Annotated in this window: 27 protein-coding genes; 7 read left to right on the top strand and 20 right to left on the bottom strand. The window is 67.0% G+C overall.

What is annotated here, in order from left to right; genetic code table 11:
• Positions 1 to 8: 8 nt before the first annotated feature.
• The gene (locus tag JJL56_RS17200; protein WP_145626592.1) at positions 9 to 449 is read right to left on the bottom strand and encodes a DUF4383 domain-containing protein; all 441 of its coding nucleotides are present in this window, start codon (positions 447 to 449) and stop codon (positions 9 to 11) included.
• A gap of 85 nt (positions 450 to 534) precedes the next feature.
• A complete protein-coding gene (locus JJL56_RS17195) occupies positions 535 to 834 on the bottom strand; it encodes a 4Fe-4S dicluster domain-containing protein (protein ID WP_145626591.1) in 300 nt (99 codons plus the stop codon).
• A gap of 149 nt (positions 835 to 983) precedes the next feature.
• Here JJL56_RS17195 and JJL56_RS17190 point away from each other — a divergent pair, with 149 nt between their 5' ends.
• Positions 984 to 2,447, top strand: coding sequence for an ATP-binding protein (locus JJL56_RS17190; RefSeq protein WP_145626590.1), 1,464 nt, complete (start codon positions 984 to 986; stop codon positions 2,445 to 2,447).
• Here JJL56_RS17190 and JJL56_RS17185 read toward each other — a convergent pair.
• The 3 genes from JJL56_RS17185 to JJL56_RS17175 form a co-directional block, all read right to left on the bottom strand.
• Entirely contained in the window at positions 2,424 to 3,068 is a 645-nt protein-coding gene (locus JJL56_RS17185) for a response regulator transcription factor (RefSeq protein ID WP_145626589.1), read from the bottom strand. The two genes, JJL56_RS17190 and JJL56_RS17185, sit on opposite strands and share 24 nt — an antisense overlap.
• Before the next feature lie 275 nt (positions 3,069 to 3,343).
• A complete protein-coding gene (locus JJL56_RS17180; protein WP_200485740.1) occupies positions 3,344 to 4,384 on the bottom strand; it encodes an OmpA family protein in 1,041 nt (346 codons plus the stop codon).
• A gap of 437 nt (positions 4,385 to 4,821) precedes the next feature.
• Positions 4,822 to 5,037, bottom strand: coding sequence for a hypothetical protein (locus JJL56_RS17175; protein WP_186452963.1), 216 nt, complete (start codon positions 5,035 to 5,037; stop codon positions 4,822 to 4,824).
• A 196-nt stretch (positions 5,038 to 5,233) separates the two neighbouring features.
• On the opposite strand from JJL56_RS17175, the gene JJL56_RS17170 reads away from it, so the two are divergent.
• Complete coding sequence (locus tag JJL56_RS17170) at positions 5,234 to 5,497, top strand: hypothetical protein (protein WP_145626587.1); 264 nt, start codon at positions 5,234 to 5,236, stop codon at positions 5,495 to 5,497.
• A 114-nt stretch (positions 5,498 to 5,611) separates the two neighbouring features.
• Here the strand turns inward: JJL56_RS17170 and JJL56_RS17165 are convergent, their stop codons facing one another.
• The 7 genes from JJL56_RS17165 to JJL56_RS17135 form a co-directional block, all read right to left on the bottom strand.
• Positions 5,612 to 6,712, bottom strand: coding sequence for a branched-chain amino acid ABC transporter substrate-binding protein (locus JJL56_RS17165; RefSeq protein WP_145626586.1), 1,101 nt, complete (start codon positions 6,710 to 6,712; stop codon positions 5,612 to 5,614).
• 173 nt (positions 6,713 to 6,885) lie between these two features.
• Positions 6,886 to 7,245: a DUF6867 family protein gene (locus tag JJL56_RS17160; protein WP_109068299.1), complete on the bottom strand. Its 360-nt coding sequence runs from the start codon at positions 7,243 to 7,245 to the stop codon at positions 6,886 to 6,888.
• The gene (locus JJL56_RS17155; protein WP_014240352.1) at positions 7,245 to 7,955 is read right to left on the bottom strand and encodes an ABC transporter ATP-binding protein; all 711 of its coding nucleotides are present in this window, start codon (positions 7,953 to 7,955) and stop codon (positions 7,245 to 7,247) included. Before JJL56_RS17155 ends, JJL56_RS17160 begins: the two co-directional genes overlap by 1 nt.
• A gap of 3 nt (positions 7,956 to 7,958) precedes the next feature.
• The gene (locus JJL56_RS17150; RefSeq protein WP_200485739.1) at positions 7,959 to 8,843 is read right to left on the bottom strand and encodes an ABC transporter ATP-binding protein; all 885 of its coding nucleotides are present in this window, start codon (positions 8,841 to 8,843) and stop codon (positions 7,959 to 7,961) included.
• Complete coding sequence (gene livM / locus JJL56_RS17145) at positions 8,843 to 10,357, bottom strand: high-affinity branched-chain amino acid ABC transporter permease LivM (protein ID WP_200485738.1); 1,515 nt, start codon at positions 10,355 to 10,357, stop codon at positions 8,843 to 8,845. The genes JJL56_RS17150 and livM overlap by 1 nt, the downstream gene beginning before the upstream one ends.
• 4 nt (positions 10,358 to 10,361) lie before the next feature.
• Positions 10,362 to 11,267, bottom strand: a complete 906-nt coding sequence (locus JJL56_RS17140; RefSeq protein WP_145626583.1) for a branched-chain amino acid ABC transporter permease — start codon at positions 11,265 to 11,267, stop codon at positions 10,362 to 10,364.
• A gap of 401 nt (positions 11,268 to 11,668) precedes the next feature.
• Positions 11,669 to 12,481, bottom strand: a complete 813-nt coding sequence (locus JJL56_RS17135; RefSeq protein ID WP_145626582.1) for a hypothetical protein — start codon at positions 12,479 to 12,481, stop codon at positions 11,669 to 11,671.
• Between the two features lie 269 nt (positions 12,482 to 12,750).
• On the opposite strand from JJL56_RS17135, the gene JJL56_RS17130 reads away from it, so the two are divergent.
• Positions 12,751 to 13,719 carry an ROK family protein gene (locus tag JJL56_RS17130; protein WP_200485737.1) on the top strand — a complete coding sequence of 323 codons (969 nt, stop codon included), beginning with the start codon at positions 12,751 to 12,753 and terminating at the stop codon, positions 13,717 to 13,719.
• Here the strand turns inward: JJL56_RS17130 and JJL56_RS17125 are convergent.
• The 5 genes from JJL56_RS17125 to JJL56_RS17105 all read right to left on the bottom strand — a co-directional run bounded on the left by JJL56_RS17125 (position 13,691) and on the right by JJL56_RS17105 (position 18,762).
• Positions 13,691 to 14,074 carry a hypothetical protein gene (locus JJL56_RS17125; RefSeq protein ID WP_145626580.1) on the bottom strand — a complete coding sequence of 128 codons (384 nt, stop codon included), beginning with the start codon at positions 14,072 to 14,074 and terminating at the stop codon, positions 13,691 to 13,693. The two genes, JJL56_RS17130 and JJL56_RS17125, sit on opposite strands and share 29 nt — an antisense overlap.
• Positions 14,075 to 14,215: 141 nt before the next feature.
• Positions 14,216 to 15,901, bottom strand: a complete 1,686-nt coding sequence (locus JJL56_RS17120) for a glycosyltransferase family 39 protein (protein WP_200485736.1) — start codon at positions 15,899 to 15,901, stop codon at positions 14,216 to 14,218.
• Positions 15,898 to 16,233 (bottom strand): lipid-A-disaccharide synthase N-terminal domain-containing protein, encoded by a 336-nt coding sequence (locus JJL56_RS17115; RefSeq protein WP_145626578.1) that lies wholly within the window; start codon positions 16,231 to 16,233, stop codon positions 15,898 to 15,900. The genes JJL56_RS17120 and JJL56_RS17115 overlap by 4 nt, the downstream gene beginning before the upstream one ends.
• 31 nt (positions 16,234 to 16,264) lie before the next feature.
• The gene (locus JJL56_RS17110; protein ID WP_145626577.1) at positions 16,265 to 17,023 is read right to left on the bottom strand and encodes a glycosyltransferase; all 759 of its coding nucleotides are present in this window, start codon (positions 17,021 to 17,023) and stop codon (positions 16,265 to 16,267) included.
• A gap of 104 nt (positions 17,024 to 17,127) precedes the next feature.
• Complete coding sequence (locus JJL56_RS17105) at positions 17,128 to 18,762, bottom strand: Do family serine endopeptidase (RefSeq protein WP_425599137.1); 1,635 nt, start codon at positions 18,760 to 18,762, stop codon at positions 17,128 to 17,130.
• A 650-nt stretch (positions 18,763 to 19,412) separates the two neighbouring features.
• Between JJL56_RS17105 and JJL56_RS17100 the strand changes: the two genes are divergently transcribed.
• Together JJL56_RS17100 and JJL56_RS17095 are read left to right on the top strand one after the other, a co-directional pair.
• Entirely contained in the window at positions 19,413 to 20,060 is a 648-nt protein-coding gene (locus JJL56_RS17100) for a hypothetical protein (protein WP_247891118.1), read from the top strand.
• A 219-nt stretch (positions 20,061 to 20,279) separates the two neighbouring features.
• Complete coding sequence (locus JJL56_RS17095) at positions 20,280 to 20,504, top strand: ChaB family protein (protein WP_014240339.1); 225 nt, start codon at positions 20,280 to 20,282, stop codon at positions 20,502 to 20,504.
• Positions 20,505 to 20,549: 45 nt separating this feature from the next.
• Here JJL56_RS17095 and phoU read toward each other — a convergent pair whose 3' ends face one another.
• The gene (gene phoU, locus JJL56_RS17090; RefSeq protein ID WP_200485734.1) at positions 20,550 to 21,260 is read right to left on the bottom strand and encodes a phosphate signaling complex protein PhoU; all 711 of its coding nucleotides are present in this window, start codon (positions 21,258 to 21,260) and stop codon (positions 20,550 to 20,552) included.
• 182 nt (positions 21,261 to 21,442) lie between these two features.
• On the opposite strand from phoU, the gene JJL56_RS17085 reads away from it, so the two are divergent.
• On the top strand, positions 21,443 to 22,753 hold the full coding sequence (locus tag JJL56_RS17085; protein WP_145626573.1) for a pentapeptide repeat-containing protein: 1,311 nt from the start codon (positions 21,443 to 21,445) through the stop codon (positions 22,751 to 22,753).
• A gap of 43 nt (positions 22,754 to 22,796) precedes the next feature.
• On the opposite strand, the gene JJL56_RS17080 is transcribed toward JJL56_RS17085, so the two are convergent.
• Complete coding sequence (locus JJL56_RS17080; RefSeq protein WP_145626572.1) at positions 22,797 to 23,321, bottom strand: MarR family winged helix-turn-helix transcriptional regulator; 525 nt, start codon at positions 23,319 to 23,321, stop codon at positions 22,797 to 22,799.
• Between the two features lie 362 nt (positions 23,322 to 23,683).
• Between JJL56_RS17080 and aguB the strand changes: the two genes are divergently transcribed.
• Positions 23,684 to 24,580, top strand: coding sequence for an N-carbamoylputrescine amidase (gene aguB / locus JJL56_RS17075; protein ID WP_145626571.1), 897 nt, complete (start codon positions 23,684 to 23,686; stop codon positions 24,578 to 24,580).
• Between the two features lie 24 nt (positions 24,581 to 24,604).
• Here aguB and JJL56_RS17070 read toward each other — a convergent pair whose 3' ends face one another.
• Positions 24,605 to 25,258, bottom strand: coding sequence for a putative metalloprotease CJM1_0395 family protein (locus JJL56_RS17070; RefSeq protein ID WP_200485733.1), 654 nt, complete (start codon positions 25,256 to 25,258; stop codon positions 24,605 to 24,607).
• Positions 25,259 to 25,432 lie beyond the last annotated feature (174 nt).

The following is a 25,432-nucleotide window of genomic DNA, read 5'->3' as shown; positions in this document are numbered from 1 at the left end:
CCGGGCCGTTACGCCCGCCATTCGGCGCGTTTCTCCGTGCCGACCTCCGTCTCGTGCACCATGAAGCCGACATAGCCGGCCACGATGGCGAGGACGGCGTGCAGCCAGATGTCGTTGCCGTGCAGCGGCATCAGCCCGAACAGGGTGTTCAGGCCCGGAATCAGGCCCATGACGGTCAGGGCGGCGTAGGCCACGGCCACGCTGCGCAGATAGCTGCGCGAGGCCAGACGGCTGGAGAAGTAGGCGAAGAAGCCCCACAGGCCGAACAGAAGATGCGCGATGTTGTGCAAGAGATTCACCGGGAACAGCCCGAGCAGATAGCCGTGGAAGGATTCGACCGCGAGGGTCATGCCCTCCGGCGGCGGGCTCAGGAAGGTCGGAATGAAGCCCAGTATGCCGATGGCCGTAAAGGCCGCGGCGTAGACCAGCGTTACGTTACGCCACCACATGTGTCTCTCCGTTGGCAGACAGGGGATGAATCCGCCTTACCAACAGAGGGTTTGGAAGCAGCGTTCCCTTATTCCGGCGGCAATCTTAGGCGGCCACCGCCTCCATGGTCACGGCCTTGACCGGGCACACGCCCACGCAGTCGCCGCAGCCGGTGCAGCCCCCCTCCTCGATGATCGGCAGCCAGCGGCCGCGCCCCAGCGGGCGGAAGCGGATCGCGCCGCGGTCGCAATGGTCGCCGCACATCCGGCAATCGGTCCCGATGTAGGACAGGCACGCCGCGCCGATGCGCGCCTCCAACGCTTGCGGTGCCGTCGATGGTGTTTGGGGCGTCGCCGGTTCGGACCGGAAGCGCCCTCGGAAAAGATCCGCGCGACTGACCGCCATGATGGCCGCCCTCCCCTTCCTATTCCGCCGTGCCGTCCTTGCTGCATTCGCGAATGCCGAGCATCGGCGATGACGATACACTGACCATTCGTGCACCACCCGGCCTTGACCGTCGTCAAGGTCCGCACCGCACCGGAAGGACGGACGGCATGGTCCCCATCGGCAACACCACGGCGCGCTGGATGACGCTTCGCTACGGGCTGGCGCTCGGGGTGATCGCGCTGTGCACGCTGGCCGGCTTCGTCATGACCGAGCGGGTCATCGACCAGCACGCCGACATGCTGGAGGTGGTGAACATCTCGGGCCGTCAGCGCATGCTGTCGCAGCGCACCGCCCTGCTGGTGGAGCAACTCCGCAGCGCGCGGAGCGATGCCGAGCGGAGCGCGCTTACCGCCCGCCTGGCCGAGGCGACCGACATGTTCGAGAATGCCCACCGGCGTCTGACCGGCGCCGACGAGGGGCCGGCGATGGGCAAGGACGTGCGCCGCCTTTATTTCGATGGGCTGGAGCCGCTGAACGATCTGGTGCTCCGCCACATCGCCGCGCTCCGCGCCGTGATCGCCGCCGGTCCCGCCGGCCTGCCCCCGGCCATGCCCGAGGCTGACCTCGTCACCCATCAGGCGCTCGGCCCGCTGCTGGCGGGGCTGGAGGACATGGTGGCGCGCTACCAGGAGGCGGGCGAGCGCGGCTTCGCCACCCTGCACAATTTGGGATTCGCCGCCCTGATCCTGACTCTGCTGACCCTGTGCGCTGAAGTTCTGGTGATCTTCCGCCCAATGGTCCGGCAGGTGCAGCAGCAGTTCGCGGACATCACCCGCATGACGCAGGCGCTGGAGCAGACGAACGTCACGCTGGAAGCCCAGGTGCGCGCCCGCACCGCCGAGCTGCACACGGCGAAGGTGGCGGCGGAGCAGGCCCACTTGGCGAAGTCGCGATTCCTCGCCCACGCCGGGCACGACCTGAAGCAGCCCCTCCAAGCCATCAGCATGTTCACCGGCATGCTGGAACGGCAGCTCGACAAGCCCCGCGCCTTGGCGCTGGTGAAGGATTTGCGGCTGGCCCAGCGGTCGATGCACGATCTGCTGAACGCCATCCTGGACATCTCAAAGCTGGAATCCGGCGTGGTCGAGCCGAAGCCCGCCGATGTCGCGCTGTCCGCTCTGTTCGACCAGCTCGAAGCGGAGTTCACCGGGATCGCCGAAGATAAGGGACTGCGGCTGCGCGTCGTGCCGACGGACCTTTCCGTGCGGACGGACCCGTTCCTGCTGGAGCGCATCCTGCGCAACCTTCTGACCAACGCGGTGCGCTACACCGAACAGGGGGGCGTGCTGATCGGCTGCCGACGCCGCGACGACACCGTGTGGATCGAGGTCTACGACACCGGGCGCGGCATCGCCGAGGCCGACCGTCGCCGCATTTTCGAGGAGTTCGTCCAGCTCGACCGGCCCGACCGCGACCGCAGCGAGGGGATCGGGCTGGGGTTGGCCATCGTCGACCGGCTGGCCCGGCTGCTTGGCCACCCGCTGGAACTCCGTTCGGTCGAAGGGCGCGGAACGGTGTTCGCCGTGGGGGTTCCCTTGGTCCGCAGCCTACACGAGACGGTCGCGGCCTGATTCCTTGACCAGCAGCACCGCCTGGGTCCGGCTGCCCACCCCGAGCGCCTTCAGCACGCCCGTGACATGGGTCTTGACGGTGGACAGGTTCAGGCCCAGCCGTTCCCCGATTTCCTGGTTCGACAGACCTTGGGCCAACAGATCCAGAACCTCCAACTGACGGCGGGTCATGCCGTCGAAGACGCTCGGCTCATGCGGCTTGGCGGCGGCCGGCGTCTGGGCCATTCCAGGCATGCCGAGAACCGGCGGCACATAGGACCCGCCGGCCATGACCAGACGCAGGATGTTCACGACCAGAACGTCGTCGGTGGATTTCGGGATGAAGGCCCTTACCCCGCGCGACAGCACGGCGCGCATCTCGTCCGGCGAGTCGATCATCGAGAAGACGACGACCGGCACCGGCGCCACCCGCTTCACCACCGCCTCCACATCGTCCAGACCGCCGAGGCCGGGCATGCGCAGATCCATGATGACGAGGTCGTAGGGTCCCTGGTCCAGCAGCTGGGTCAGCTGGCCGAAGCTGGTCGCCGCCGCCACGCCGGCCTGTTCGTCCAACTCCCCGACCAGATGGGTCAGGCCACTGCGAACGATGGAGTGATCGTCGGCGATCAATACCTGCATGACAACCCTGCTTCGGCGGAGGCGGCTGGTGGGGACGACCCAATGGGACAGGGTCCGCTGGGACCGGGCCGGACTCGGTCGTCTCAAACCAAAGTGCGGCTTCCGGTATGAACCTCATACGCCGACGGGAGGTTTCATGCCACAATTGATGCATGATTCCGCAATGCCGCGCGTGCTTCTGCCGCAGATGCGAAAAGGGCGCCGCGGCAGCGACGCCCTTCTCTCGTTCCTGAGCGCGCCGGCCGGTCCCAAACGAGACCGGCGGTCCGCCCGGATCATTGCACGCGGATGAGGATCTGCGCGCGGCGGTTCGATGGCTCGCGGACGTTCGCACCGGTGTTCACCAGGAGCTGGGTCTCGCCCTTGCCCTCGACGGTGATCTGGTTGGCGGCGACGCCCTTGCCGACCAGCGCGTTCTTGACCGCGTCGGCGCGGCGCAGCGAGAGCCGCTGGTTGTAGGCTGGCGAGCCCGAGGTATCGGTGTGGCCGACCACATGGATGCTGACCGCCCGCACCTGACCGGCCGAGGCGGCGGCATCGCCGATGATCTTGTCGGACGCCGCGGTGATGTTGGCCTTGTCCCAGTCGAAGAACACCAGATACTCCGACTGCGGCTGCGCCTGCACCGGAGCCGCCGGAGCGATGGGGGCCGCCGCGGGGGCCGCCGCCGGGGCGCCGAAGGTGTAGCGCAGGCCGGCCATGATGGTGTGGTTCTGGTACTCGCCCTTCACGGTGGAGCTGGCGAGGCCGGCGGGGCCGCCCAGATCGAACTTCGGATCGAGAGTCGCGAAGTAGCGGTAGTCCAGCGTCAGGGCCAGGTTCTGGCTCAGGGCGTAGGACACGCCGGCGATGCCCTGGTAGGCGAACACCCAGTCGCGGTCATCGAAGCCGCCGAGATCCAGCCGGACTTGGGCAATACCGGCGCCGACGCCGATGTAGGGCGTGAAGGCGGTGCCGGTGTTGATGTCGTACAGCACGTTGCCCATGAAGGCGAGCGAGCTGGCCTTGCCACCCAGACCGTTCACCGCCGTGTTGGAGCTGTCGGTGCTGTCGATCGCGTTGCGCCAGCGCCACGCGAACTCCAGTTCGGCGCGCGGGCCGGCGGCCGTGGCGTAGCCGGCGGAGATGTCGCCGATACCGCCCAGCTTGAAGCTGGTGCTGGCGTCCGTCGGGGTGTTCTCGAAGCGCAGATCGGCGTCGCGCGTCCAGTTCACGCCGGCGCCGGCGCCGACGTAGAAACCTTCGGTCGCGGCCATGGCGGCGGTCGGCAGCATCGCCGCGAGCGCCGTTCCGAGCAGAATCCCACGCAGAGTCATTTTATTCTTTCCCTTGTAGACGGCGTTGCCGGGGCTGTCGAAGCGAACCGTTCGGAAGGCGTGGCATCTGTGGACGCCGGCCTTCATCGGGCGAGCCCGCCGCATTCCGTCGGCGGTTGAAACCTCATGACTTCGAGATAACAGCAACCACCCACCGCCACAAGTGGCCTGTGATAAGACGCACAGAGATGTTGCATTTCTGCATTACCTGAACGTTCGTCGTTCTCTTTATATTCCTTCGAGTTCAAAGCATTCGATCGGCGAGTTCTTCATAATACGAATGGATGCAAACCATAACTTTCGGGATGGATTTATGGGTGAGCCCAGCAGATAAGACGCGCGGAAGCACCCCGCTTTTCGCAGGGAGCACGTCCGCGATGGATTTCCACAATGGATTTCCGCGATGGTGTCAGACGGAAGCCGCGCAGGCGGGCAGGTCAATCCCGCGGTTCGGCGACCGCTTCGAACTGGGTGGGGTCAAGCAGGGCGGAAACCGCCAGGGTTTTCAGGGTCTTGTGGTCATCGGACCGCTGAAGTTGGGCGTGCTGGGTGCCCAGCCCATCCTTGCGGATGGCGATCACCTGCCAGATGCCACCGCCGGGGCCCAGTTTGCGGAACATCTGGCCTTCGACGACTTCGCGCTTTCTGCGCATATCCGATCTCCAACACCCAAAAAAGTCAAACCCGCCAACCTTGCGGATACGGCGGACCATTCAAACACCAAACCGCCCCCGGTTGGCGAGTGTCCGTTGTGCGCGCCACGCATACCGGAGCCGGGATGTAGCGGTGCTGCAACAACCGTCTTCGCACTTGCGGAACAAACCGTCGATCCGGTGTGTTGATGCCGTCATGAAAATCGATCACGACGTGCTCCTGTTCGCGACCCGCCTCGTGGAAGAACTGGGCGAGTCCGCCATCCGCATCAGCCGCGTCCGCCTCGTCGAACTCACGGCTGCGAACAACCTGCGCGCCGCCGCCTTCTGGCGGGACGTGATGCACACCTCGGAGAGGCTTCTGGCGGAGCGCTCCCCCGCCCTGGCGCCGCCTCCCACGTCGTCCCCAGTGGCGCCCCCGGTGGCGTCCGTCATGTCGGCGCAGCCGGCTACTCTCTGAGCCACACCGCAGACACCACGCCAAGCAAAAGGCCCGGCGGTTTCCCGCCGGGCCTTTGCACGACTTCTTTTCCCTGAGGAAACCAGATCGCACGTCCGGGACGTTGGCCCCGGATTACTTGACCTGGGCGTACTGGCCGTTGTTCCAGCGGTACCAGACGTAGGCCGGAGAGGTCACGTCACCCTTGGCATCGAAACCGATCTTGCCGATCACCGTGTTGTAGCTGCCCTTGCGCAGGACATCGGCGATCTTGGCCGAGTCGGTCGAGTTGGCCTGCTTGGCCGCCTCCGCCCAGATCTGCAAGGCGGCGTAGGTGTAGAGGGTGTAGCCCTCCGGCTCATAGCCGGCCTTGCGGAACTTCTCGACGGCTTCCTTGGCTTCCGGCATCTCGCGCGGGTCCGGGCCGAAGGTCATCATGGTGTTCTCGCCGGCCGGGCCGGTGATCGCCCAGTACTCGTTGGTCACCAGGGCGTCGCCCGACACGATCGGGGCGTTCAGGCCCTGATCCTTCATCTGGCGGGCCAGCAGGCCGGCCTCGGTGTGGTAACCACCGACATAGACGACGTCGACGGCCTCCTGCTTCAGCTTCGAGACCAGCGCCGAGTAGTCCTTCTCACCCGCCGTGTAGGCTTCGTAGACCTTCTCCTTCTGGCCGCCGGCGTTCAGCGCCTTCTGCGTCTCGTCGGCGAGCCCCTTACCGTAGGCCGACTTGTCGTGCAGGATCGCGACGTTCTTGCCCTTGTAGTTGTCCAGCAGATACTTGCCGGCGATCTGGCCCTGCTGGTCGTCACGGCCGCAGACGCGCAGCACGTTCTTCAGGCCCTGCTCGGTCAGCTTCGGGTTGGTCGAGGCCGGGGAGATCTGCAGGACGCCTTCCTCGGCATAGACCTGCGAGGCCGGGATCGAGGAGCCCGAGCAGAAGTGGCCGGCGACGAACTTCACGCCCGCCTTGGCGAGCTGGTTCGCCACGGCGACGGCCTGCTTCGGGTCGCAGGCGTCGTCGCCCACTTCCAGCTTCAGCTTCTGGCCCAGGACACCGCCGGCGGCGTTGATGTCGGCAACCGCCTGCTCCATGCCCTTCTTCATCTGCTCGCCGAAGGTGGCGTACTGGCCGGTGATCGGGCCGGCGGTCGCCACCGCGATGTCGGCCTTCGCCACCGAGGCGGTCATAGCGGTCGCCGCAACCGCAACGAGGAGGGAAAGCTTGTAGTTCATAGTTTCGTTGGCTCCCTGTTATGAGTCGTACGCCGGCCCCGCCGGGGCCTTTTCACCGGTCCCCCTTAAGCTGGGGGCGCCGGTGCCGACAAGGTTCCACTATAGTCCGATCATCGCCAAGTGCGACAGTTTCACCCGCGTCCTGGTCGCGATCGGACCCATGGAATTCGCAATCATTCGGCGAGCGTTCCGCCGACGCGCTCGCGCCAGCCGAAGGGTCCCGAACGCTCGTACAGCCAAGGATACTGGGACACCATCCGGCGCGCCATCGAAATGCGGTACGTGGTCAGGGTGATCGCGCCGATCACCAGGGTGTGCACCACGAATCCATACACCGACAGGAGCTGGCCGCCGAACAGGCCCCAGACCAGGAACCGGTCGCCCAAGCCCAGCAGGACGGAATAGGCGATGGCGCTCGACAGCGGCTTCCAGCCTTCGGCCAGGGTCTGGCCGGTGAGAACGCCGCAGCCGCCGAACACCAGGACCGTCAGCCCAAGGAACACCGGCAGAGAGGAGCCGAGAACGCCGTCCATCAGTGACCTCCCTCCAGATAGGCCGAGCGAACTTCCTCGTTCGCCAGCAGTTCGGCACCGGTCCCCGACATGGTGACCTTGCCGTTGACCATCACATAGCCGCGGTGGGCGAGCTTCAGCGCGTGGAAGGCGTTTTGCTCGACCATGAACACGGTCATCTTCTGTTCGCGGTTGATGTCCTTCACCGCCTGGAAGATCTGCTTCACCACCAGCGGGGCGAGGCCCAGCGAGGGCTCGTCGAGCAGCAGCAGGCGCGGCTGGCTCATCAGCGCACGGCCGATGGCCAGCATCTGCTGCTCGCCACCCGACATGGTGCCGGCGCGCTGGCTGATGCGCTCCTTCAGGCGCGGGAACAGGGTCAGGACCCGCTCCAGCTCGTTGGCGAAGCTGCCCGGCTTGGCGGTGATGGAGCCCATCTGCAGGTTCTCCAGCACGCTCATGCGCGGGAAGATCCGGCGGCCTTCCGGCGACTGGGCGATACCCAGGCGGACAAGTTCGTAGGTGGGCATCTGCGTGATGTCCTGCCCCTCGAACGTGATCCGGCCCATGCGGGCGCGCGGACTGCCGCAGATGGTCATGAGAAGCGTGGACTTGCCGGCGCCGTTGGCGCCGATCAGCGAGACGATCTCGCCGGCCCCGATCTCGATGTCGACCCCCTTCAGCGCCTCGATGGCGCCGTAGAAGGTGTGGACGCCCGATACCTTCAGCATGGCTCAGGCCCCCTCCTCGGCTCGCTTGGCGACTTCCGGCAGATCAGCCTTGATCTCCACCGGCAACTCCTCGTCCTCTTCCTCGCCGAGATAGGCGCGGATCACCGCCGGATCGTTCTTCACGAAGGTCGGGTCTCCGTCGGAGATCTTCCGCCCGTAATCCAGCACCACGACATGATCGGAAATGCTCATCACCACGCTCATGTCATGCTCGATCAGCAGGACGCCGATCTTGTGCGCGTCGCGGATGTAGGTGAGCAGATCGGCCAGTTCGCCCGACTCGCGCGGGTTGAGGCCCGCCGCCGGCTCGTCCAGGCAGAGCATCACCGGCTCCGTGCACATGGCGCGGGCGATCTCCAGCCGGCGCTGGGCGCCGTAAGGGAGATTGCCGGCTTCCCAGTCCGCGAACTCCAGAAGGCGCACGCGGTCCAGCCAGTATTTGGCCAGATCGACCGCCTCCCGCTCCGTCCGGGTGTAGGACGGCAGGCCGAGCAGGCCGGCGATGGAAAAGCCCGACGCGCGGATCAGCTTGTTGTGCTGGGCGACGATCAGGTTCTCCAGGACGCTCATGCCGCCGAACAGGCGGATGTTCTGGAAGGTACGGGCGACGCTGGCCTTCTGCGAGATGCGGTAGCCCGGCATCCGCTCCAGCAGGAACTCCTTGCCGTCGGAATGGCGCAGCGTCAGCCGGCCCACCGTGGGGGTGTAGAAGCCGGTGATGCAGTTGAACAGCGTGGTCTTGCCGGCGCCGTTCGGGCCGATGATCGCGGTGATCTCGCCGTTGTTGGCCGCGAAGGAGACGTCGTTGACCGCCACCAGGCCGCCGAAGCGCATGGTGAGGTGTTCGACCGTCAGCAGGGGCGTGGTGGTCATGGAATGAGTCGTCATCACTTCGCGCTCCCCCCGGCGATGCCCTGGCCGCCGGCGGCGGTGCCCGCGGCGGGGCCGCCGCTTCCGCCCTTGGGACGGCCATGCAGGAGGATGGTCGGGTCGCGGTGGGCCAGCAGGCCGCGCGGACGCCACAGCATGATCAGCACCATGCCCATGCCGAACGCCAGCATGCGGTAGTCGGCCAGTTCACGGAAGGCTTCCGGCAGGCCGATGACCAGAAAGGCGGCCACGACGACGCCGATCTGGCTGCCCATGCCGCCCAGCACAACGATGGCGAGAATGATCGCCGATTCGATGAAGGTGAAGCTCTCCGGGCTGATGAAGCCCTGGCGCGTGGCGAAGAAGGACCCGGCGAAGCCGCCGAACATCGCTGCGATGGCGAAGGCCGCCAGCTTCATGTTCGTGCGGTTGATGCCCAGCGAGGCGCAGGCGATGTCGTCCTCGCGCAGCGCTTCCCAGGCGCGGCCCAGCGGCAGCTTGCGGACGCGCATGGTGAACAGGTTCACCACGAGCGCCAGCGCCAGGATCAGGTAATAGAGGAAGATGATCCGGTGCAGCGGGCTGAACTCCAGGCCGAACATCTCGTGGAAGGCCGCGGTGCCCTCCGCGGGGGTCCGCGTGAAGTCGGCGAGGCCGAAGAAGCTCGGACGCGGAATGCCGGAGATGCCGTTGGGACCGCCGGTGAACTGGTACCAGTTGATCAGGATGATGCGGATGATCTCGCCGAAGCCCAGCGTCACGATGGCGAAATAGTCGCCGCGCAGACGCAGGACCGGGAAGCCCAGCAGCACGCCCGACATCGCCGCCAGGAAGCCGGCCAGCGGCAGGCAGACCCAGAAGCTGAAGCCGAAATAATGGGCCAGCAGCGCGTAGGAGTAGGCGCCCACCGCGTAGAAGGCCACGTAGCCGAGGTCGAGCAGGCCGGCGAGGCCGACCACGATGTTCAGCCCCCAGCCCAGCATGACGTAGGTCAGCAGCAGGATGCCGATGTCCAGCAGCTGGCGGTCGGCCAGTGGCGTGAACGGGAAGGCAAGCGCCACGACGACGGCGATCGGACCGAGCCAGCGGGAGGCGTGCTGCACCTGCGCGGCGATGTGGTCCATCCGCTTGTCGCGCTCCGCCTGCGACAGCTTGGAGCGGCCGGTGCGGATCGCCAGGATGGCGCGGATCGCGATGACGGCACCGCCGGCGATCAGGATGACCCGCAGGGCCTCCGTCGGCATGGCGATGAAGAAGCCCGCCGCGGTGGCGGCGGCGGCCAGGACCAGGACGGTGACCGCGTGCCCCTCGCGGATCAGGCAGAGGCCGAGGCGCCCGAGGAAGACCAGTCCGACGGCGGCGGCCACCTCGTTCCAGCGGGTTTCCAGCCCGAGGCCGGTGGGACGGTCCACCGTGCGCAGGCCGACCAGCGGAATCGTCAGGAGAAGGGCGACGAAGGCGGTCATCGCCGCCTCCTTCAGGATCGCGGGCCAGGCGATGGCCCGCGGCGAAGACATGGAAATCGCGGTCATGGCCTCACACCTTCTCGATTTCCGGACGGCCCAGAAGGCCGGTCGGACGGAAGATCAGGACGAGCACGAGAATCGTGAAGGTCGCCACGTCTTTCCATTCGCTGCCCATGTAGCCCGACCAGAAGGCTTCGATCAGTCCGATGACCACGCCGCCCAGCATCGCGCCCGGCAACGAGCCGATGCCGCCGAGCACCGCGGCGGTGAAGGCCTTAACGCCGGCCAGGAAGCCGATGTAGAAGTCGATCACGCCGTAGATCAGCAGAACCATCATGCCCGCCACCGCGGCCAGGGCGGCGCCCATGACGAAGGTCAGCGAGATGACGCGGTCGACGTTGACGCCCAGCAGGCTGGCCATCTTCTTGTCCTGCTCGCAAGCGCGCTGGGCGCGGCCGAGCGAGGTGCGGGTGATGAGCTGGGTGAAGCCGTACATCAGCGCGATCGTGATGATGATCGTCGCCAGGCGCACGTAGCTGACCGACACCGCCCCGTCCATCAGGGTCAGGTTGCCCGGCAGGATCGGCTGCAGCGGCTTGCTGCGCGCGCCCTGCAGGATCTGGACGTAGTTCTGCAGGAAGATCGACATGCCGATCGCCGAGATCAGCGGCGCCAGACGCGGCGAACTGCGCAGCGGGCGATAGGCGATGCGCTCCACCGTCCATCCGTAGACGGCGGTGAACAGCATCGATGCGACCAGCATGACGAGAAGGGCCAGCGGAACCCAGGTGATCCCCAGGCTGCCGATGGCCAGGAAGGTGATGAGGGCCACGAAGGCGCCGATCATGTAGATCTCGCCGTGGGCGAAGTTGATCATGCCGATGATGCCGTACACCATCGTGTATCCGATCGCGATGAGGCCGTAGATGGCGCCCAGCGACAGGCCGTTGATCAACTGCTGAAGAAAGTATTCCATTGTCTTACCTCGCCTCGGCGCGATGCGCAGGCTTCGGCGAGCGAGACAAGCGCGCTCGTACACCAGTCACGTGAAGTGCCACTCCCCGAATTGGCTTACCCGGGCTCTTGAGCGCGGGGCCAAGATTGTTGTGTGAGCGGAACGTTAGCCCAGCGGCTCTCAACAGAGCAAGAGGGCAAACCCGCACTCTATCTGCGGTAATACCAATTTTCCGAGAATTTGCAATATCGATTCATGTCAGTTCCGTGAACTTTGCGCTTGCCTTCTACCATAGCGAATGCATCGCATGAAAAAAGCCCTCTTCACTGTGGTGAAGAGGGCTTCGCAACAACTGTGCCACTGCTGCGATGCATGATGCCGGACAGCCTATGACCTCCGGCATCACCATCGATACTGGCCGGTCAGCGCTTGGCGGAGACCACCTGGGTCTTCGCCGGTTCCTTGGGCTTTCCAGGGGCCTTGGCCGTCGCCTTGCCGGTGGACTTGGACGCGGTGGCCGCACTGCCGCTGCGCGAGGCCGGGGCCTGGGCGACGTCGTAATTCACGTCCGGGTTGCTGACGACCTGGACATCGCACAGCGGCTTTGACGACAAATGCATCAGGCCGGCGCTTTTTTCATCGCCGGTCAGAACGCGGATGTCATCCGCCGTGAGGTCCATCGCCGCCTTGGAGCGGTCCACGAAGTTGGCGCAATAGAGACCGGTGCCGATCACCGCGGCGCGGCGGCTGACCTCGTTCGCCAGCTCGGTGCGGAACATGTCGAACTGCCGCGTCGCGTTGCCGCCACCCTTCTTGCGGAAGTGGTCGATCATCGACGCTTCCGAGTTGGAGATCAGCGAACGGTTCTTGATGGTGAAGTCCTGGTACAGATTGAACGGCTTCTTGTCCGGATTCACCTGCTGGCAGGTCAGCCCGACCACCATCATTTCGGTGTGCATGCGGATGGTCTGCTCCGCGGCGTGCTCCGCACGGCTGTAGCAGGCGCCGGGCTTGGTGGCCGCAGCCTTGGTCGCGGTGCTCTTGGCCGCGGTGCTCTTGGCAGGGGCCGGCTTCGCGGTGGCCTTCGTCGCAGCCGCCTTTTCAGCGGCCGGCTTCGCCGCCTCCTTGGCGGCGGCCGGCAGCGCGGCGCCGGCAAACAGCACGGCGAGGCCGACGGCGGCGGCGCTGCGCAAGGTGAAGGAAGGAATGCGATGGGCGGCGCGCTGGCGATTCATCGTTGGTCCGGCTCCGGTGGCCCTGATTGATGGGCGGAATCCGACGGATCACGCCCTTTCCTACGCTGGTTCTACAAGATCCCGACAGACGGTCAACCCATATCGCCCGTCCAAAGACCATTTGTCCCAGCCTGTGGCACGGGTGTCGACGGGAAGGGACGATCCACCACGCGGTGGTTGCTTGGCTTGCGGGTTGCCGGTCTTTCCCAGTATTGCAACAGCGTTGGCGTCCGTCTGTGACGCAGGCCACATTTCCAGGGCATTTCCCCATGAAGCGCACCGACGGCATCCCTTCGGCCATCCGCATCGGCATCGACCTCGGCGGCACGAAGACGGAGGGGATCGCGCTCGACGCAACGGGCGGGGAGCGCGCCCGCTTCCGCGTCCCCACCCCGCGCGGCGATTACGACGCGACGGTGCGAAGCATCGCCGATCTGGTGGCGCGGCTGGAGAGCGCGACGGGGTCGGCGGGCGCCACCGTGGGGATCGGCATTCCCGGCGCCATCTCCCCGGCGACCGGGCTGGTGAAGAACGCCAACTCGACCTGGCTGATCGGCAAAGCTTTCGACCGCGACCTCGCCGAAGCGCTCAAGCGGCCGGTGCGGATCGAGAACGATGCCAACTGCCTGGCCGTGTCGGAGGCGGCGGATGGCGCCGGGGCCGGCTGTAGGGTCGTCTTCGCGGCAATCCTCGGCACCGGCTGCGGGGCGGGAATTGTCGTGGACGGCCGTCCGCTGGGCGGTCGCAACGCGATCGGCGGCGAATGGGGGCACAATCCCCTTCCCTGGCCCACCGACGAGGAGCGGCCCGGACCGGCCTGCTATTGCGGCAAATCCGGCTGCCTGGAAACCTTCGTGTCCGGACCGGCGGTTGCCGCCGACCACCGCCGGGCCACTGGGGCGGACCTGTCGGCGGAGTCCATCGCGGCGCTGGCGGAACGCGGCGACGCTACGGCCCGCGCCACCCTCGACCGGCTGGTGGACCGGCTTGGGCGCGGGCTGGCGGGAATCGTCAATGTCCTGGACCCGGACGTGATCGTGCTGGGCGGCGGGCTGTCGAACCTGGATCTCCTCTACGCCGCCCTTCCCCCGGCCATCGCCCGCTGGGCCTTCACGGACAGCCTGGACACGCCGGTCCGCCGGGCCGTCCACGGCGATTCGAGCGGCGTCCGCGGGGCCGCCTGGCTGTGGCGGCCCGAGGAGGCCACGGTCACCGCTCGAAGGTGTATTCCGGATTGAGCGTCACCTCGCGCGGGGTGCCCGGCACATTGTCGCCACCACCGCCACGCCGCGCCGCGGTGGCCGCGCCGCGCCCGTCGCGGACCGGCGGCGTCAGCGAGTTGGTTCGGGAGTAGGACGGGGTGGCGCGCGCCGGATCGGTGCCGTAGCCGCGCGAGCCGGCGCGGAACTGCTCACCGTTGCCCATGGCGCCCCAATGGGAGGGCCGCGCTCCGGGAATCGGTTGGGCCTCTTCCATGCGGCGCATGTGGGGCCCGGTCGGGACCATCTCCTCATAAACCCAGGAGGGGTATTCCTGCCTCTGCGCTTCGGCGGGTGCGGCAAAGGCCAGCACCGCGAGGGTCGCTACAGTCATCGTTCGAAGCATGACACGGCGGCCTTCCATCCTTTTGCGTGTGGAAGACGGATTCCGCCGGATGCGGCCGCGCATGTCCAGGGAGGAGGCGGGTTACTCAGCCCGCAGCCTCCATCCGGTGCACACCCCATTCCGGTTCGTTCAGGGTCGTGCCGCGCCGTAGAGCGTCAGGGTCAGCCGCTTGCCCGTGTTGTAGTTGAAGCCGGTGAAGCGGCCGAGCGGCACCGTCTCCGCCCCTTTCAGGGCGGTGCGGAACGCCGCCTCCTCCCGGTCGGTCACCAGGGCCAGCCCGCAGGACGGGCTTTCCGCCAGATGGGCGGCGGCGCCCGCCCCATGGGTCAGGCGCGTGTCGGTTCCCAGCAGAAAGACGAGGCTCGGCTCCGAATAGCCGGCGGAGGCGACCACGCTGTCGGCGCAGGGACGCACCGCCGCGACCGTCCGCGCGGCCTGCCGGCTGATCCATACGCCGTCGATCCCCGGCAGAACGGCGCCGTAAGTGCCCGCGTACAGCACCGCCGCCGCCGCCAACCCCGCCGCGAAACCGTGCGTTTCCCGGCGCTGGGCGAACAGGCGTACGGCCAGCGCGTACAGCACCAAGACCACCGGCAGCATGGCGATGGCCACCGGATCGACGCGCCCGTCCACCAGATATGGGATCACTGCGACCGCGACCATCAGGGCGCCGAAGCCGACGGCCCCGAAAATGGTGGCAACCGAGAACAGACCCCACCGCGGCACATCGGCGCGGCGCAGGAAATGCTCGCGCGCGGCGGCGGCGGTCAGGATGGCGATGGCCGGGAAGACCGGCAGCGTGTAGTGCAGAAGTTTGGTCGGCACCGCCTCGAAGACCAGCCAGCTCGGAATGATCCAGGCGACGCAGAAGCGCACGGCGTCCGCTGTCGGCCCGGTGCCCTTGCGGTGGCGCCATGCCCAGGGAACGGCCAGCAGCGCCAGGAAGGACCATGGCGCGAAGGTCACCCAGAAGGTGCCCAGGTAGTAGCCGGGCGGCAGGCCCTTCGCCTCCTGCCCGCTCACCACCTTACCCATCATGTCGTGGCCGACCGACTCGGCGAAGAAGGCGCCCTTGGTCTTCACCGTGATGGCGATCAGCCAAGGTGCCGCGATGGCGACCACGATGGCGAGACCGACCAGCGGGCGCAGCCGCTTCAGCCAGCCGGCCCGGCGGTCGAGCACCGCCAGCACCAGCGCCGTGGTGCCGGACACCAGGAGGACGATCGGTCCCTTGATGAGGATGCCGATCCCCGCGGCGATCCAGAAGGCGAGCGGCGCCGCCCAGCCGGACCGCTCCGCATGTCGGTTCAGATAGAGGCTGGCCAGCGCCGCCTGCCCGATCACGATGGTCGAGAGAAGCACCGCGTCGGTCTTCGCCATGCGGGCCTCGACACCCAGCACGACGCAGGAGGCCATCATCAGCCCGGCGAGGAACCCGACCGTCCCGCCGAACATCCGCGCCCCGGTCCAGGCCGTCGCCAGCACCGCCAGCACCGCCCCGATCAGCGACGGGATGCGGAAGGTCCAGATTTCCTTCGACATCTCCCCTGGCCCGTCCACAAGCCGCGTCGCCGCGGTCTGCAGCCAGTAGATGCCAACCGGCTTCTTGTGGCGCGCCTCGTCCTGGAAGCGGATGTCCACATAATCGCCACTTTCCAGCATCTGGTGCGACGCCTGGGCGAAGCGCGCCTCGTCGCGGTCGAAGGGCGGCAGGTCGAAGAAGCCCGGCAGGAACAGCAGGACGCTGAGCACCGCCAGGGCCAGATAGGCCAGGACCGGCAGGCGGCTGGCCGTGGCGTTCGGCACCCCGCTCACGGCGTGCCCGCCGCGCTGCCGTCCGCTCCGCCCTTCCGGCGGTTGTTCAAAACGAAGTAGAGGTTCCGGAAATAGATGATGAGGCCCAACCCCTGCCCGAACATGAACACCGGATCACCCCGCTGGATCGAATAGGCCAAGAGAAGAACCCCGCCGCCGATGGAGAAATACCAGAAGAGGTCCGGCACGATGCTGCGCCGGGCGCGCTCGCTGGCGATCCATTGCACGACGAAGCGCATCATGAAGAGCGCTTGCGCAAAAAAGCCGACGCCGACCCAGATCAGGTCGGCGGTGCTTTGGCTCTGATACCAGGCGATGGCGCGTTCGAGCATCGGGCGGCGACCGGTCCGGACGGAGGAAGGGTTAGCGGTCTTCGACCGCGGGCGACAGCGCGGTGCGCCGCTTCAGCCAATAGACGCCCAGCAGATCGACCACGCCGATCAGCCCGCGGCGCCAGTTGTTGTACTTGGACACGCCGCGTTCCCGCGGGCGGTGGTTGACCGGCACATAGGCCACCGGATGGCCGTGCGACCGGAACAGGGCGGGCAGGAAGCGGTGCATCGCCCCGAAGAAAGGCAGATCGAGGAAGGCGTCGCGGCGGAACAGCTTCAGCCCGCAGCCGCTGTCGGTGCAGCCATCCTGAAGGAAGGATTGCCGCACCGCGTTCGCGAAGCGCGAGGCCAGACGCTTGGACAGCGTGTCCTGCCGCTTCCTGCGCAGGCCGCCGACCAGAATCGGCGCGTCCGGACCGCCCTTGGCGGCCAGCGCGAACAGGGCGGGAATGTCGGCGGGGTCGTTCTGGCCGTCGCCGTCGAGGGTGGCGATCCACTCCCCGCGCGCCGCCTTGACCCCGGTGCGCACGGCCGCGCTCTGCCCGGACCGGCGGACATGGCGGATCAGCCGCAGACGGCCCGCGGCGACCACCGGGGCAAGGCGCGTCAGCGTGTCGTCGCTGGACCCGTCGTCCACATAGATCACTTCGAAGGCGCGGCCCAGCACGGCGGCGGGCGACAGCGCGCGTTCGATCTCTTCGAGAAGGGGAAGGACGTTTTCGGCCTCATTGAAGACCGGAACCACGACCGACAGCCGCACGGGCGGACGGCCCTCGGAATCTACGCTCACTGGATTAATCCCATTCGCCAAGTGGCGGGCAAATTACTCCCGCCGCCCGGCAAACGGTAGAGGAAAAGGTTGGGACAGCCCCTGGGGACAGCCTCTGGCCGCCCTCAGCCCTTGCGGTCTTCGATGGGCATCGGCACGTAGCGCAGGTCGCCGTCGCGGCTGAGCAGCATCAGCACCGTCTTGCGCCCCTGGCTGCGCGCGTCGTCGACCAGACGGTTCAGATCCTCCGGCGTTTTCACCGGCTCCTGCCCGGCCTCCACGATGACGTCGCCGGCCTCGATCCCGCGCTCGCTGGCGGCGCTGGCATCGCCGACCTCGGTCACAACCACGCCCTCGACGTCGGGATTGATGGAGAAGCTGTCGCGCAGGCCGGGGGTCAGCTGCGACAGGGTGAGGCCGAGGACCTGCTTGGTGTCGACCGTCGTCTCCGGTCGCGGCGCTCCACTCGACCCGGACAGCGCGACCTGCTCCTGCGGCTCCAGTTCACCCACCGTCACGGTCAGCGTCTCTGCCTTGCCCTCGCGCAGCAGTTCCAGCGGCACGGCGGACCCGATCTTCGTCGCCGCGACGACGCGCGGCAGTTCGCGCATCTGCTCGATGGATTCGCCGTTGAAGCGGGTGATGACGTCGCCCTGCCGGACGCCGCCCTTCCCCGCCGGACCTTCCGGAGACACGCTGGTCACCAGGGCACCCGCCGGCTCCTGCATGCCCAGGCTTTCGGCGATGTCCGAGGTGACGCTCTGCACCTGGACGCCCAGCCAGCCGCGACGCACCTGCCCATGATCGCGCAACTGCTCGATCACCGGGCGGGCGATGGAGGACGGGATGGCGAAGCCGATGCCGACCGAGCCGCCGGTCGGCGAATAGATCGCCGTGTTGATGCCGATCACCTCGCCGTTGAGATTGTAGAGCGGCCCGCCGGAATTGCCGCGGTTGATCGATGCGTCGGTCTGCAGATAATCGTCGTACGGTCCCTGCTGGATGTCGCGCTGCCGCGCGGAGAGGATTCCCGCGGTGACCGATCCGCCGAGGCCGAAGGGGTTGCCGATGGCGACCACCCAGTCGCCGACCCGCAGCGCCTCGCTGTCGCCCCAGGGGGCGGAAACCAGCGGCTTCCTGCTGTCGACCTTCAACACGGCAAGGTCGGTCGGCCCGTCCACGCCGACGAGCTTCGCGGGCAGTTTCGTGCCGTCGTGCATGGTGACGGAAATCTCCGCCGCTTCGGACACCACATGGCTGTTGGTGACGACGAAGCCCGCCGGGTCGATGATGAAGCCGGAGCCCAACGCCGCCGTCGGGCGTGGCGCTTGCTGCTGTTGCGGCTGGCCGCGCTGGCGGTCGCGAAACTCTCGGAAGAATTCTTCAAAAGGCGACCCTGGCGGAAAGCCGGGACGCTCCGGCCCGCGCGGCCCCGCCTGTGGACCGTCTTGCGGAGCCGCCTGCGTGGTGGATATGAAGACCACGGCGTCCAACTGCTTCTCCGCGAGCTCGGCGAAGGTGGGCGGCGCGTTGGGCGGCAGGACGGACGCCAACGGCGGTGCCGCCGGAGCCGGAGACGTTCCGCCCGCATCCTGCGCGAACGCTGGAGCCGCCAAGACGAGAAGGGCCGCGACAAGACCCGCGGGCGCGGCGGACGCCGCCAATCGTGATGCGGAACAAAACGTCAATCCGGACGTCAATCCGGCTTGGCGCGGGACGGAGCCGGACAAGGGCCGGGACCGATCGATGGAATGCGGCATGAAAGAAACTCCGCCAGTCGGACAGCGCGCGCCTTGCGATGGGCGCTTCATGTCAACAGAACGCTCCGCAACGCATTCCGGACCGCCGTGGTTTTTCAAACCCCTTTGCAACCGCTTCCTGCACGACCGATTCGTGAAATACAGTTTTTAAAATTCTCGCCCGCGGATGTTCCTATGCGATTCGCGCAAACAGCCGCCACAAGGCAATCCAGCCTTCGGACTAAGGCTCCGGCAATCAGCCTAAGCGCAATTTTTCCATGCGGCGCAAAGTTCTTCTGGCATTTTCCCAGCAAGTTCCCGATATTCATCTGTACCGACAACATCGCACGCAAAAACGGCTCCTGACGTGATGCTCGTGCACGCGCCCGCGTGCCGCGGCGTCAGAAGGCGCGCGATACGGCCCAAGCAGCGTACGCATGACTCAAAATTCACTTTGGCAACCGAGCGACATAATGAACGCAGAAACCGGGTCCGAACCGGAGGCTCCGAAGAAGCGCGGACGAATCCCCCAGTCGGCATGGCCGCAGATTCTTGAGCGTTACCGTTCCGGCGCTACCCTGTCGGCAATCGCGCGTGAATTCGAATGCACGCCGAGCGCCATTTCCTACATCATTCGCAAGGCCGAAGCGGCCGGCGACAAGGATGCGCCGGTGATTGAAGAAGGTAAGGCCACCGACACCGCCGACGCCGCAGCAGACGCCGCAGCGGAAGCGCCTGCCGGCGACGCGCTGGCGGAGGAGCCGTCGCCCGCTCCGGTTGCTGCCCCGGAAGCTCCGGCGCTGGTCAAGCCGGTGCGCCGCGCCGCGGCCCCCGCCCCGGCACAGGCTCCCCAGACCGTCGCTCCGACGACAACTCCGGCTGTTGCTGCCCAGCCCACGCCGGCCCAGCCGTCCGCTCCGGCTCAGACCGAGACGCTGCGCCTCAACCGTCCGGAGCCGCAGCCTGCGCCCCAGTCGGCACCGGTCCAGCCGGCCCCGGTCCAGTCGGGGGCGGCACCGGCCCAGTCCGCTCCCCAGCCCGCCGCGGCGGATGGAAGCCGCCCCGCCGGCACCAACCCTCCGCCGGTCGATGCCGTCGAGGCGCGGTTGCGCGACACCGCGCGCGGCTGCCTGAACGCCTACCGCGGCTGGCGCCAGCAGCCGGGCGAAGCGTCGATCCAGACCCTGTCGGAAGCGGTGCACGAGTTGCGCAAGGCCCTGGCACGCATCGAGATCGACATGTCGGCCAGCCGTCGCGAAGAGCAGGCGCTCCGGCCCATTCCGATCCCGGCGCATCGCACAGCGCGCCGCACGCCGTAAGTCAGGGTCATCAGAACGGGTCCCCGCGACACTGCTTGGGTTGTCGAAAAAGCCCTTCCCCGCCGATCGGGGAAGGGCTTTTTCGTGTTTCCAGACCTTCGGTCTAAGCCGTCCGCCGGGGCGCCTACCTCCAACGCCGCAGGAAAAAGCCCTACAAACTCCAGTGGAATAGCGGCTATAATGATTGGAACAAAACAATCATAAGCCGGAGGAACGCCCATGACCTTCCGCAGAAACGCCGAGCTGCCCGAATCGGTGAAGCGATGCCTGCCGCCGCCCGCACAGGACATTTACCGGTCGGCCTTCAATCACACCTGGCAAGGCTGCCGGTCGCCGGAGGCTCGCCACGCCATGCAGCGCGAGTTGCTGGCCCATAAGGTCGCCTGGGCCGCGGTGCGGCGGCGTTACGAACCGGACGGCAGCGGCTGGCGCCCAAAGCATTGAGGAACCACGGCCCAAGGGGTGGTCTTCGCCATCCCTGGGCGCGCGTTATTCCTTCTCCACCACGGTGTAGCTGCTGAGATCGCCCTTGGCCCGTTCCTCGGACGGCAGGCGCCCCTGAACGATGTAGCAGATGTTTTCTGCCACGTTCGTGGCGTGGTCTCCGGCCCGCTCGATGGACTTCGCCACGAACAGCAGATGGGTGCAGCCGGTGATCTGTGCCGGCGACTCCATCATGTAGGTCAAAAACTCACGGAACAGGCTGGTGTAGGCCGCATCCACCTGCCCATCGCGGTTGCGGACCGCCATAGCGCGCTCGGCATCCTGATCGTCATAGGCCGTCACCACGTCGCGGATCATGCCGAGCACCGTCTCGCCCATCCAGGACAGCGAAGCGACGGGCGGTTCCACCGGCAAGCCCGCCAACGTAACCGCGCGCTTGGCGACCGAGCCCGCGAAGTCGCCCATGCGCTCCAGATTCGAGGCGATCTTGATCGCCGACACGATGTCGCGGAGATCCTTCGCCATCGGCTGACGCAGGGCCAGCAACCGCACGCTCAGCCCCTCCAGTTCAAGTTCCAGCCGGTCGATCTCGGCGTCGGCCTCGATCACCCGTGCCGCCTTGCCGGCGTCCCGCTCCGCGATGGCTTCCAGCGCAGCGGCGAACTGCCCCTCGACGAGCCGTCCCATGGTCACGATGATCTGGTGCAGGCGCGCCAGTTCGGCGTCGAAGGCCGCTACCGTATGTCCGCCGGTCATTCCGAGCCTCTTTCCCTTGTTTCTTCGCCACACCGCGCCGGTCCGCCGTCGCATCGCGCCCGGCAACGGAAGAGCATGTTAACAATTAAACCAGATTATCTTATGACACTGCTAACGCGCTGGAGTAACCGCGCCCATCCCCCTGCACCGCGCCGGGAACGGGCCGATTGTCGGACGGGGTCATGACGCCACATGAGTTGGTCGCCGTGCTGGAAAAGCACGAGCGTTGGCTGAAGAACCGGTCGGGCGGCAATCGTGCCAACCTGACCATGACCAACCTGGAGGGATCGAATCTCGCCGGGGTGGAACTGACTCAGGGCAAGCTGTCCGGGGCCAACATGGCCCATTGCGACCTGTCCAACGCCAATCTCAGCCACGCCGACCTGTTCGCCGCCCATCTGACCAAGGCGGACCTGACCGGCTGCAACCTCTACCGGGCAGATCTGCGCGGCGCCCACATGCGCGGCGCCAAGTTGAAGCGGGCGATCCTGAAGGAAGCCGACCTGCGTGGCGGCGCGCTGCTCTACGGCGGGAATGGGGCCAACGGCAGCAAGGGCCTGGACTTCGTGCGGTCGGACCTGTCCGGCAGCGACATGGACGACGCGATGATGTCGAACGCCAACCTGTCCGGCGCCGACCTGACCGACGTGTCGATGAACGGGGCGGACTGCGAGGGCGCGCTGATGGCCGGGGCGACTCTGATGCGCTCCACCATGAAGAACTGCAACCTTGCCCGCGCCGACCTGCGCGGTTGCAACCTGTCCGGCGTCAACCTCCAGGGCGCCATCCTGCGCGACGCCAACCTGAATGGTGCGGTCCTGGCCGGCGCCAATCTGCGCAACGCCGACCTCCAGGGCGCGAAAATGGAAGGGGTCGACCTTGCCGGGGCGGACACCACCGGCGCCAACATGGCGCGCTCGGCCGAGAATTTCTCGATCCAGATCCAGGAAGCGCTGCACAATCACTACACCTGGATCAACACCAACGGCGCCATGGGATCGCGCGCCGACCTCAGCGGAGCGGACCTGTCGCACATCGACCTTCACGGCGTGAATCTGTCCGGCGCCAATCTGCGCGGCGTGCGGCTGGTCGGCGCCAAGATGCGCGATTCGCTGCTCATCATGTGCGACATCTCCGCCGCCGACCTGACCGAGAGCGACTTCAGCGGCGCCATCCTCGATGGGGCGACGCTTCGCGGCACCAACCTGTCCGGCGCCCGGTTCGACGGGGCGGGCATCGGCTGGGTCGACATCAAAGGTCCGGACGGGCGGCCGACCGGGCGGCTGTGGGCGGCCAACCTGACCGGCAGCAACTTCACCGGAGCCTCCTGCATCCGCACCAACATGCGCGGGGCGAATCTGGCCGGCTGCGACTTCTCCGGCGCCGACCTGACCGGGGCGATTCTCAGCGACGCGAACATTCGCGACGCGCGCTTCACCGGCGCCAACCTGACCGGCGCCAGCTTGCCGCCGCCCCCCGATCCGGACGACTGACCGGAACGATCGGCGCTGGGCACTTTCGGTCGCCACGCTGCCCCTAACCCAGATCGTCGTCTCCACCGACGGGCGGCAATCCACCGAGATTGGCGGACACCCGGCGCAGCACGCTGACGGTCAGTTCCAGTTCGCGTGGAGAAATGCCCTGGGTGGCGGCTTCCTCGATCTCCTCCGCGCCGGGCAGGATATCGGCCCGCAGCGCCTTGCCCTTCGGCGTCAGGTAGATGTTCACCTTGCGGCGGTCGTGGGGGTTGCGCACCCGCTGCACGAGATCGCACCGCTCCAGGTTGTTCAGCGCGGTCACGGTGGTGGGTTCCATCATACCGACCCGCTGGCTCAATTCGCGCTGGGTCAGCCCGTCCTCCTCCCACAGGGCGCGAAGAAAATACCACTGCCCCATGCTGACGCCATGGTCGGCGACGCGGATCTGCAGCGCACGCGCGATGGCGCGATGCACCTCCCGCACGGCCCGCGGCAAGGTCATGCCGGACGGCGGGAACGGGTCGGCGTCCTCCCCGTGCGGCTCCGCGACGATGGGGTCCTGTCTCTTGAAACGCCCAACCATGACGACGATCTCTCGGCAGACGTCCGTCAGGCCGTGGTGCGGTGCAGCGGACGAAATCAACTTGCCCGATCATATATTCTCTCGGAAAAATCGCAAAGCAATTGCGAATTTAAATTTTCCGCGCATGCAATAATATGTCGCATAGCCATGGCGCGAATCCTGATTGGGTCCTTTTCGTTTTTGTGCATACAACTTTGGAGTTCTGCACCCGTTTGCCCGCCGAGACCGGGCGGAGAGGCCTGCCGGACTTGAAATGTGGACGAATCTGAAAGGTTTATGATAGGGCGGAGATGGGGTTGCGCGCCCGACCCTCCGCCGATTAACACGGCACAGCACCCGCAAGAGCACAGGAGCACCAGCTTATGCGCCCCAACACCGGACGCACCGTCACCGTCGCGGCGACCCAGATGGCCTGCGGTTGGGACCGCGACGCCAATGTGAACGGCGTCGAACGCCTTGTGCGCGATGCGGCGGCGCGCGGCGCCCAGATCATCCTGCCGCAGGAATTGTTTGAAACGCCCTATTTCTGCAAGGACCAGAAGCAGGATCTGTTCGCCCTCGCCCACCCGGTCGAGGATCACCCGGTGATCGCGCGGATGAGCGCGCTGGCCCGCGAACTGTCCGTGGTCATCCCCACCAGCTTCTTTGAACGGGCGCGGAACGCCTATTACAATTCCCTGGCGATGATCGACGCGGACGGCACGGTCCTCGGTGTCTACCGCAAGTCCCACATCCCGGACGGACCCGGTTATCAGGAAAAATACTATTTCAACCCCGGCGACACCGGCTTCCAGGTCTACAAAACCCGTTACGCCGCCGTCGGCTGCGCGATCTGCTGGGACCAGTGGTTCCCGGAATCGGCCCGCGCCATGGCGCTGAAGGGTGCGGAGATCCTGTTCTACCCCACCGCCATCGGGTCCGAGCCCCAGGACGGCGCGCTGGACAGCCAGGCCCACTGGACGCGGGTCATGCAAGGCCATGCCGGAGCCAACCTGATGCCGCTGGTCGCCTCCAACCGCATCGGCCGGGAAGAGGGCGACACCTGCGGAATCACCTTCTACGGCTCGTCCTTCATCGCCGGACCGACCGGGGAGTTGGTCGCGCAGGCCGACCGCGACAGCGAGTCGGTCCTGACCGCCAGCTTCGACCTTGACCGCATCGCCGCCCAGCGCGCGTCCTGGGGCATTTTCCGTGACCGCCGGCCGGAGCTTTACGGCCCGCTGCTGACCCTCGACGGCGAGTCCCCCGTCCGCCGCTGAGACTCGGAACCGGACCGCCCGGCGTCAGACCGTGATGCCGGCGGTCCCGGTCCGCCGGCCGATGCCGAAGGCCGACGCGTAAGCCGCCGCGCCGCGCGCCGCCAGGGCCGGCGCGGCTGTGTCACCGGGCGCCGCGCCCTCCACTTCCACTCCGCCGTCCTGCCCGTCGGGCGAACCGCCGCTCCGTACGCCCGGTCCGGACCCCTTCCGCCGCAACTCCTGCTGCGCCTGCATCTTCGCGGCATCGGCCTGCTGGGCGACGCGAAGGTCCTGGGCGGATGGGTCGGACGGCGCCAAGGCCGCCGCCTTGACCGTGTCCATCTTGCGGACGGTGGCTTCGGGGTCGCTCTCCGCGCCGACATCCACCTGCACTTCGCCGGCGGTCGCGTAGTTCTTGCCATCCGGTCCGCGGGTGAAGGTGAAGGAGGCGCCGCCCGCATGAGGGCCGCCCGCCGCCTGATGCGCCGCCTCGTGCTGGCGGACGCTGGCGTCGATGCGTTTGAGTTCCTGGACCTGTCGCTGCTGATCGTCGGTCAGCGCGCCGGCTTGGTCCGCGCTCGTCCGAGCGGTATCCTGATCGGCGGTCCGGGCACTGTCCGGGCTCCGGTCGCGCGCCGACGGGCCGGCCCGCAAGGAGGGCCAGCCGAAAATGCCACTCGACGACACACCGGCAACCATGGGCCGCGGCTCCTGCGCGTTCCACGCGATGCCCTCAGTCTACACGCGGCACGACGGCACGGCAACGCAGCTTGACCGTTGCCTTTTCCACGACATGCACGCATTAGTAACCGCTGCATCCAGCTTTGACGGCCAATACGGAAACGGACAACGGTGCCAGCACCATCGATGTGT

The sequence above is a fragment of the Azospirillum aestuarii genome, assembly GCF_016632405.1.
GTDB classification, from domain to species: Bacteria; Pseudomonadota; Alphaproteobacteria; order Azospirillales; family Azospirillaceae; genus Azospirillum; species Azospirillum aestuarii.
This window is presented reverse-complemented; position numbering and strand designations above follow the sequence as displayed.